At 66.5% G+C, this 8,670-nt stretch carries 7 protein-coding genes and 1 pseudogene; 3 read left to right on the forward strand and 5 right to left on the reverse strand.

The genetic code is table 11. From position 1 onward, the window contains the following. Positions 1 to 1,511: pseudogene (gene gpmI, locus GJ630_RS18625) on the forward strand (2,3-bisphosphoglycerate-independent phosphoglycerate mutase); the annotation flags it as partial. A 17-nt stretch (positions 1,512 to 1,528) separates the two neighbouring features. On the opposite strand, the gene GJ630_RS18630 reads toward gpmI, so the two are convergent. Continuing rightward, positions 1,529 to 2,197 (reverse strand): RNA 2'-phosphotransferase, encoded by a 669-nt coding sequence (locus GJ630_RS18630; protein ID WP_191450669.1) that lies wholly within the window; start codon positions 2,195 to 2,197, stop codon positions 1,529 to 1,531. A 183-nt stretch (positions 2,198 to 2,380) separates the two neighbouring features. Between GJ630_RS18630 and GJ630_RS18635 the strand changes: the two genes are divergently transcribed. Together GJ630_RS18635 and GJ630_RS18640 are read left to right on the forward strand one after the other, a co-directional pair. Continuing rightward, on the forward strand, positions 2,381 to 3,115 hold the full coding sequence (locus GJ630_RS18635; RefSeq protein ID WP_014039593.1) for a bifunctional helix-turn-helix transcriptional regulator/GNAT family N-acetyltransferase: 735 nt from the start codon (positions 2,381 to 2,383) through the stop codon (positions 3,113 to 3,115). A 90-nt stretch (positions 3,116 to 3,205) separates the two neighbouring features. Next, a complete protein-coding gene (locus GJ630_RS18640) occupies positions 3,206 to 3,697 on the forward strand; it encodes a pyridoxamine 5'-phosphate oxidase family protein (protein ID WP_191450671.1) in 492 nt (163 codons plus the stop codon). Positions 3,698 to 3,704: 7 nt separating this feature from the next. Here the strand turns inward: GJ630_RS18640 and nadC are convergent, their stop codons facing one another. From nadC to GJ630_RS18660, 4 genes are all read right to left on the reverse strand, one after another. After that, positions 3,705 to 4,526 (reverse strand): carboxylating nicotinate-nucleotide diphosphorylase, encoded by an 822-nt coding sequence (gene nadC, locus GJ630_RS18645; RefSeq protein ID WP_058990876.1) that lies wholly within the window; start codon positions 4,524 to 4,526, stop codon positions 3,705 to 3,707. Continuing rightward, positions 4,526 to 6,052 carry an L-aspartate oxidase gene (locus tag GJ630_RS18650; RefSeq protein ID WP_014039596.1) on the reverse strand — a complete coding sequence of 509 codons (1,527 nt, stop codon included), beginning with the start codon at positions 6,050 to 6,052 and terminating at the stop codon, positions 4,526 to 4,528. The genes nadC and GJ630_RS18650 overlap by 1 nt, the downstream gene beginning before the upstream one ends. Positions 6,053 to 6,054: 2 nt before the next feature. Further along, positions 6,055 to 7,182 carry a quinolinate synthase NadA gene (gene nadA / locus GJ630_RS18655; RefSeq protein ID WP_191450675.1) on the reverse strand — a complete coding sequence of 376 codons (1,128 nt, stop codon included), beginning with the start codon at positions 7,180 to 7,182 and terminating at the stop codon, positions 6,055 to 6,057. Between the two features lie 269 nt (positions 7,183 to 7,451). Further along, on the reverse strand, positions 7,452 to 8,670 hold a 1,219-nt coding region (locus GJ630_RS18660), incomplete at its 5' end, for an amidohydrolase (protein ID WP_191450673.1).

Raw genomic sequence — 8,670 nt, forward strand, 5'->3', positions numbered from 1 at the left:
GACGATGTCCGGGATGCCGTCGCCGCCGCCGACACGCCGAACTTCGACCGCTACCGAGACGCGGGCGCAGCGTCGACGCTTGCCACCCACGGCCGCCGGGTCGGCCTCCCGGAGGGCCAGATGGGCAACTCCGAGGTCGGCCACCTCAACATCGGGGCCGGCCGCGTCGTCAAGCAGGACTCCGCTCGCGTCAGCGATAGTATCGCGCGCTCCCGGGGCGAGTCGCCGCCCGATGACGCCGCACAGGACCCGCCATTCTTCGAGAACGAAACGATTCTGTCGGCCTTCGAGCACGCCGAGGACCACGGCGGTCGGGTCCACTTCATGGGCCTCGTGTCGGACGGCGGCGTCCACTCCTATCAGGACCACCTCCACGCGCTCATCGAACTCGCTGGCGAGCGTGGGACTGACGCCGTCTCGCACGCCTTCACCGACGGCCGCGACACCTCGCCGACCGGCGGCGAGGACTACCTCACCGACCTCGAAGCCCACGCCGAGGCGCACGGAACTGGCCACGTCGCCACCGTCTGCGGGCGCTACTACGCGATGGACCGCGACCAGAACTGGGAGCGGACCCGTCGGGCCTACGACGCCATCGTCCACCGCGAGGGCGACCACCACGCGGATGACGCCGTCACGGCCGCTACGGAGTCCTACGCCCGCGACACCACGGACGAGTTTATCGAGCCGACGACCGTCGGCGACCACGCCGGTCTCGAAGACGGCGACGCGGTCATCTTCTTCAACTTCCGCTCGGACCGCGCCCGACAACTCACCCGGATGCTCGGCGACATCCGCCCGGACGACTGGGGGGCCGACACCGAACCGCCGGACACCCGACTGGTGACGATGACGCAGTACGACGAGACGTTCGACCTGCCGGTCGCCTTCCCGCCGAACCAGCCCGAGGACGTACTCGGCGAGGTGCTTTCTGAAGCCGGGAAGACACAGATTCGACTGGCCGAGACGGAGAAGTACCCCCACGTCACCTACTTCCTCAACGGCGGCCGTGAGGTCGCGTTCGACGGCGAGAGCCGCGAAATCGTCGACAGCCCTGACGTGGCGACCTACGACCTCCAGCCGGAGATGAGCGCGCCGGAACTGGCCGACACCGCTATCGAGTTCATCGAGACTGAGGACCCCAGCGCGATGGTCCTGAACTTCGCCAACCCCGACATGGTCGGCCACACCGGCGACTTCGACGCGGCGGTGACTGCGTCGAGGCCGTCGACGAACAGCTCGGCCGGCTGGTCGCGGCGATTGGGGCCGCCGGCGGCCACGTCCTCATCTGCGCCGACCACGGTAACGCCGACGACATGGGGACTGTCGATGACCCGCACACGGCCCACACGACCAACCCCGTCCCGTTCATCTACCTCGCCGCCGACGGGACCGCCAGTGGCCGGACCGCCCGCGACGGCGGGACGCTGGCCGACCTCGCGCCGACGATGCTCATGCTCATGGGCATCGACCAGCCGGAGGCGATGACCGGCACGCCGCTTGTCGAGTAGGCGGCGGCGCAATCGCGCTATTTTTCCAGCAGCGAGAGGTACTGCGGCGGCACGCGGTCAGTCGTGTACGTCTCGATCCCGCGCTTGACGATTCGGCGGTCGTCGGCTTGCATCGCCGCGGCGTCGACGACGAACACGACGGGGTCGGCGGCGTGGCGACGTCCCACCTCGCGGGCCGCCGCGACGGAGTCCGAGAGGTGGACCGTCTGTCGCCCCATCGGCTTCAGTCCCGTTTCGCGTATCGACGCGACGTTTCGCGGTACAGTTCCGTGATACAGCGTCGCCGGGATGGGGTCGTCGGTCGCATCCAAGGTTACGTCGACAGAGTGCCCGTAGGCCGCCCGAACGCGGCCGCCAGCGGCCACTGTACTTGACTCGTCACTGGTTCCTGTCCGCTCGAACCGCCCTTTCGGGTCCGTGGCGATGACTCCAGCCAGCGCCTCGCCGTCGGCCCAGTCGTACTTCCGCTCGACTGCGGCCTGGAGGGACGCGAACGCCGTCCACCCCGCTTCGTCTACCTCGATACCGGCGTCCTCGGGAAAGTGTCTGAGCGCTCCCGAGGTGAATTTCGAGAGCTGTCGCCGCCGTTCGCCGTCGAGAACGAGGGTCCCCTCTCTGTCACAGACCGGGCACGCATCCCCCTCGAAAAAGCCGTCCTCGGAACAGCGACGGACCGCGTCTGGCATGGTCGAGAATGAGCCACGACCATACAAAAGCATCACGCGGACGTGACGACGGCCCGCGTATCGACAGCTGCCAGACGCTTTCACCGGCGGCCACGGCATCGCTGCTGGCAAGTCGACATAAGCTCTCAGACTAACTTCTCGGGAATTTTCAAGTGGATACAGGCATCAGTGAGCCATAGCGAAATGCCGTCCCCAACAGACCTCGAACTCGGCGGTGAGCGGTCCGACGTGTATCGGTTCGTGGAGCGGAACGGCCCCGTCGCGCCCGCCGAGGTGGCCGAAGCCATCAGCGTCGATCCCGAGCGGTTCCAGCACCATGTCTCCATTCTCAAACGGGACGACCTCATCGAGTCCACCGAGGACGGGAAGCTGACCGTGGCGCTCCACCACGGCGAGACGGCCGAACACTACGAGGCCGGCGTCAGCTACGAGATACGACCTTCCCGGCCGTCGGACCTCTCCGGCGTCGTCGGCACGATACGCGACGTGACCAGCGAGGCACCGTACATCATCGCGGCCGGTGTCGCCGAGCAACTGGCCTACGAGGACACGCTCGTCCGCTGGGGCCCAAACCGCTGTCGCGTCGTGTTCGTCGCCACGGTCGACGACGACGTCGTCGGCTGGGTCCACGTCGCCATGTCCGAGGTGGCCGAACTCGCGTCGACGGCCGAACTCACGCTCGGAGTAATGGAGACGTACCGCCGCCACGGTATCGGCAGCCACCTGCTCCACCGCGGGGTCGAATGGGCCGCGAGCCGCGGCTGTCGAAAGGTGTACAACAGCCTGCCGGCCACAAACGAGCGGGCCATCGACTTCCTGAAGGAGACCGGCTGGACGGTCGAGGCTGTCCGCGATGGCCACTACGAGATCGACGGCGAACTGGTCGACGAGGTGATGCTGGCGCGCCGGCTGGACTGAGACGGACTGACGGCAAGGGCCACCCTTGTGAGCGGAGAACCCGGGGCTAGCGCCCTATGGCTTTATGATTATCTACCGACAAGTTACGACATGACAGTTACCGAACTAGAAGACTACGGAATGCTCCGGATGAACGTCGAGGACATCGAAAAGACCCTCGAACGGAAGAGCATTGGCGTGCTTGGCGTCCCGACCGATTCCGCGCCGCTACTGCGCCCGCTTGGTTTCTGGTACGACGGCGAGTCCGCGCTCTACTTCGTCTACGTTCTCGGTGCCGACAGCCGGAAAGTGACGGCAAGCGACCACGCGGACGTTGCCCGGTTTCTCATCTACGACGTCGAAACGACGTTCAACTGGCGCAGCGTCCTGCTGACGGGGACCATCGAACGAGTCCCTGACGACGAACGCAGGGCAATCGAAGAACAGATAGACACTTCCTGGACGCCCGACGTGTTCGAACGGGCGGCCGAGACGGAGGCCACGGCGCTGTATCGGTTCCGAATCGACGAGCGGGCCGGTATCAAGCAACTCGAACTCCCGCCGGAACTCAGAACCGAATCTTCGACGAGTGGACCGGAGTAACCGGGACTCAGCCCGTTCGGAAAGAGAAATCCAGCGTCGGCGCGGAGTGGGTCAGCGATCCCATCGAGATGATGTCCACGCCCGTTTCGGCGTAGGCCGGCACGTCCGCAACTGTGATACCGCCGCTAGCCTCGGTGAGCGCGCCGGAAGTAGACGCTGCCACTCTGTCGACGGCCCGCTCAGTTTCCGCGGGGGACATGTTGTCGAGCAGGACGATGTCCGCGCCGGCCTCGGCGGCCCGCGGGGCGTCCTCCGGAGCTTCGACCTCGACGTCGAGTTTCGTCGCGAAGGAGGCCCGCTCGCGGAAGTGCTCGATGGCGTCGACCAGTCCCATCTCGGCGATGTGGTTGTCCTTGACCATCACCATGTGCGAGAGGTCCAGTCGATGGGTGTCGCCGCCGCCGGCCGCTACCGCCCGCTTCTCGATGCCGCGCAGGCCGGGAGTCGTCTTGCGCGTGCCGGCGATACGAGGGGTGGAATCTGTCGCAGCCGATTCCGCCGCATCGACGGCGGCCCGTGTCTTCGTCGCCACGCCCGAGGCATGGCCGGTGATGTTCACGGCGACGCGCTCGCCGCGGAGGACCGACTGCGCGGGGCCGTCGACGCGAAGCACTACGTCGCCGGCGTCGATGGCCGCCCCCGAGTCGACCGGTGTCTCAACTGCACAGTCCAGATACTCAAACACCGCGGTGGCAGCGTCAAGGCCGGCGACGACGCCGGACTCTTTTGCCACCAGTCGCCCCTCGGTCGTGCCGGGCACGTCGTTGGTCACGTCGTGGTGGCCCACGTCCTCGCGGAGCCACCGCTCGATGTCGCTGTCGGCGAGCATCAGTCAGCCGTGGACTCCGGTGGTTCCTCGCTCGCATCCACGAGATTGTGCGTGCCGACGCTCTCCTCGTTCTCGGCGGCGTGGCGCGCGATCAACAGGGCGGTGACGCTGGCGTGGCGGAGTTCGTACAGCGAGCGACTGGTCCGCGTGCGGACGTAGGCGTCGACCTCGCCCTTGAGCCGGCGGAGGACGGCCATCGCCCGCTGGAGGTCGGCCGGGTCGCGCTCGACGCCGACGTTCTCGTCCATCACGCGGGTCAGCCGCTGGAACTTGTCGCGGGCGAACCGCTCGGGCAGGTCCGGGTCGCGTTCGAGCAGTTCCGGCGCTTCGATTGGTTCGGGTTCGGCCCCGGCGGCGTCTTCGCCGGCGCGTAGACCCCAGACCAGCCCTTCGAGCAGGGAGGTGCTGGCGAGGCGGTTCGCGCCGTGGACGCCGGTCCGGGAGCATTCGCCGACGGCGTACAGTCGGTCCAGCGTCGTCCGGCCGCGGTCGTCGACGTTGATGCCGCCACAGAGGAAGTGCTCGGCGGGCGCGACCGGAATGCCGTCTGTCCAGTCGATGCCGTGCTCTTTACAGCGGTCTGCGAGGTTCGGGAACTCTTCGGCGAAGTCAAGCGGCGAGACATCCAGCGTCACCTCACCGGTCGCCTCTCGCTCCGCCTTGACTGCCCGGGCCACCACGTCGCGGGGCGCGAGTTCGGCGTCCGCGTGGTAGTCGGGCATGAACCGCTCGCCCTTGTCGTTGCGTAGCAGGCCGCCCTCGCCGCGGACGGCCTCGCTGACGAGGAAGGCGACCTCAGCGCTACCGGAATTACCTTCGAGTACGCACGCCGTCGGGTGGAACTGCACGTACTCCATGTCCTCGACCTCGGCCCCGGCGAGTGCGGCCATCCCGATGCCGTCCCCAGTGGTGTTGTCGGGGTTCGTCGTCCGCGGGTAGAGGTCGCCGATACCGCCCGTCGCCAGCACGACGCTGCCGGCGAAGTACGGGTCGACCTCGCCGTCGGATTCGAGCATCGCGCCGTGGACCCGCCCCTCGTGACGGATGAGTTCGAGCGCGGCGGTGTCGTCCAGAATCTCCACGCCGTCGTGGTCGTCGATGTAGTTCAGGAACGGGACGTGAATGTGCTTGCCCGTCGAGGCGTCAACGTGGAGGATGCGGTCTTCGCTGTGGGCGGCCTCGCGGGTGAAGTCGTGGCCCGAGCCGTTCTGGTCGAACTCGACGTCCAAGGTCTCAAGCAGCACGTCCTCGACGGCCTCGTTGGCATTCTCGACCAGCACATCGACGGCGTCGGGGTCGGCGGTGCCGTCGGAGGCGGCCATGATGTCGTCTTTGAATTCTTCGGGCGTATCTCGGGAGATGGCGATGCCGCCCTGAGCCCACCAGGATGAGGAGCCTTCCGGACGGGTCGCCTTCGTGGCGAGCGTCACGTCGTCGCCTTCACGGGCCGCGGCGAGCGCCGCCGCCAGCCCGGCGATGCCGGAGCCGACGACCAGCACGTCCGTCGTAATCGGGTCGTCCGTCATGGTTAGATCTCCAGCATTCGGTCCATCGCGACCTGTGCCAGTTCCTTCTCCTCGGGCGCGACCTCGATGACGTTGCGCTCGCGACCTTCGACCAGTTCCTCAAGCACCCACGCGAGGTAGTTCGGGTCGATCTGGCGCATGGCATTGCAGTCCATGCAGGCGTCGCCACACAGCGGGACGACATTCACCTCGGGGTGCCACCGCTGGAGGTGGTGGGTGAGGTGAATCTCGGTGCCGATGGCCCACGTTTCGCCGGGATCAGCCTCGGCGACGGACTCACAGATAGTCGACGTAGAGCCGGCCACGTCGGCGGCCTCGACGACCTCGCGGCGACACTCGGGGTGAACGATGACGTTCGCGTCGGGGTAGTCCTCGCGGATCGATTCGATGTGGTGCTCGCGGAAGCGTTCGTGAACCTGACAGTACCCCTCCCAGAGAATGACGTCGTTTTCGACGGCGTCAGCGGCGTCGGTGCCCTCGGCGTCCCACGGGTCCCACTCGACGGTTTCGTCGGCCATGCCGAGCCGGTGGGCCGTGTTCTCGCCGAGGTGCTTGTCGGGCAGGAAGAGTACTTTGTCGCCCTTCTCGAAGGCGTACTCGAAGGCCTTGTGGGCGTTGGAGGACGTACACACCAGGCCGCCCTGCTCGGCACAGAAGGCCTTCAGGTCGGCGTAGCTGTTCATGTACGTGATGGGGATAATCTCTTCGTCGTTGTCGAGCGCCGCGGTCAGTTCTGCCCACGCGGCGTCGACCTGCAGCGCCTCGGCCATGCCCGCCATCGGGCAGGACGCCTCCATCGACGGGAGGATCACGGACTGGTCGTCGTCCGTGATGATGTCCGCGGATTCGGCCATGAACGTCACGCCGCCGAAAATCACGTAGTCGGCGTCGGACTCGGCGGCCTCCTTCGAGAGCTGGTAGGAATCGCCGATGAAGTCGGCGTGTTCGACGATCTCCCGGCGCTGGTAGTTGTGGCCGAGGATGACCACGTCGTCGCCGAGGGTATCGAGCGCGCTCTCGATGCGCTCGGTCCGCTCGTCCGCCTCGAGGTCCCGGTACGCCGGCGGGAGTTGCTCGAGGTTGTCGTACTTGAAGAGGCTGAGGTCCGTCTCGAACGCGGCGGTTTCCATTTCGGGCACGATGTATCCACCTGTCGGTACTCACACTTCAGAACTCCTTCGTGAAAAGATTTTATCTTCAAAGTCGAGGGTTGGTGGGCAAGGAAATTGTATACCTGATATTGGAGGTAACTACAGTTCTGTTTCAGGTGTTGGTGGCCTATCGGGTTTTATATCCGGGTTTGGCGATCTAACTGCTTCTATATCCCGTACTGTCGAATTATGTTGTTTGTTACCGAGAAACAGGAAACGTGACGCGTCGATACTGCCGTCTGTCGGACTTACTCGCCGGATTCGAACACGACCTCGCCGCCGCTGACGGTCAGCGTGACGGCTACGTCCGAGATATCACCATCCGGTACGCTCCACGGAGAGGCCGATAGCACGGCGAAATCCGCAACCGATCCCGGCGTAATCGTGCCCATCCGGTCCTCGTCGAAGCCCGCGTACGCGGCACCGCTGGTGTACGCTCGGAGCGCCTCGTCGACTGTCAGGCGCTGGTTCGACTCCGGCGCGGTGACGGCCTGCTGGACGCCATACAGCGGGGAAAGCGGCATACAGTCGCTCCCGAAGGCCAGTTGTGCGCCGGCATCCACGAGGTCGCGGAACCGGTTCGTCAGCGCGCGGCGCTCGCCGAGTCGCTCGTCGTACAGGCCGCCCGGCACCGCCCAGCGGTGGAAGTTCGGCTGCGCCGAAACGACCAGTGGCGACGCCGCCAGTCGCTCCGCCAGGTCGCCGGTGAGCACCTCGGCGTGTTCGACGCGATGGCGCTCGTCCGCGGCGTCGACTGATTCGATAGCCGAAAGCAGCGCGTCGATAGCCGCGTCGCCGATGGCGTGAGCGGCGAACTGGAGGCCCGCGTCGTCGACCGCTGACACGAGTTCCCGGAGGGCATCTGGGTCCGTTCGCCACTCGCCGACGCTGTCGCTGTCGGCGTACGGCTCCCGGAGCCGCGCGGTGCCGGCCCCGAGCGACCCGTCGATGTACGTCTTGATCGCGCCCGTTTGCACTCGGTCGCTCCCGTGGTTCGTCACCAGGCCAAGCTCCCTGACTGCGTCGAGGTGGTCTGCCCAGTAGTTGAGCCGCACTCGCAGGGAGAGTGCGTCCTCGGTGTCTAGGTCGCGGTACACCCGCGGGGCGTGAGACTGCCGTACCATGTCGTGGACGGCAGTGATTCCCTCAGAGAGAGCCACCTCCTGTGCAGCCAGCAGATACTCCCGTGTCTGTGTGTAGTCGGGCGCGATGGCGTCGAAGACGGCCTCAGCGGCTTCCTCGACGAGCACGCCGGTCGGCGCTCCGTCCTCGGTCCGAACGCCGTCGCCGGGCAGGTCCAGTACGTCCAGCGCGGCGTGGTTTACCGACACCGTGTGGATATCCTCGCGCGCGGCCGCGACCGGGCGATCAGCGCTCACCCGGTCCAGCGTCGCCGCTTGCAGCAAGTCTCCGTCCCAGTCGCTCTCGTCGTAGCCAAACCCCAGAATCCAGCCCTCGCCGTCGTCG

The sequence above is a fragment of the Haloarcula sp. CBA1122 genome (genome assembly GCF_009741785.1).
Taxonomy (GTDB): domain Archaea; phylum Halobacteriota; class Halobacteria; order Halobacteriales; family Haloarculaceae; genus Haloarcula; species Haloarcula hispanica.

Coding starts and splice junctions, on each gene's coding strand:
- GJ630_RS18630 (WP_191450669.1), bottom strand. CDS start 2,197: ATGCCAGACGCGGTCCGTCGCTGTTCCGAGGACGGCTTTTTCGAGGGG.
- GJ630_RS18635 (WP_014039593.1), top strand. CDS start 2,381: ATGCCGTCCCCAACAGACCTCGAACTCGGCGGTGAGCGGTCCGACGTG.
- GJ630_RS18640 (WP_191450671.1), top strand. CDS start 3,206: ATGACAGTTACCGAACTAGAAGACTACGGAATGCTCCGGATGAACGTC.
- nadC (WP_058990876.1), bottom strand. CDS start 4,526: ATGCTCGCCGACAGCGACATCGAGCGGTGGCTCCGCGAGGACGTGGGC.
- GJ630_RS18650 (WP_014039596.1), bottom strand. CDS start 6,052: ATGACGGACGACCCGATTACGACGGACGTGCTGGTCGTCGGCTCCGGC.
- nadA (WP_191450675.1), bottom strand. CDS start 7,182: ATGGAAACCGCCGCGTTCGAGACGGACCTCAGCCTCTTCAAGTACGAC.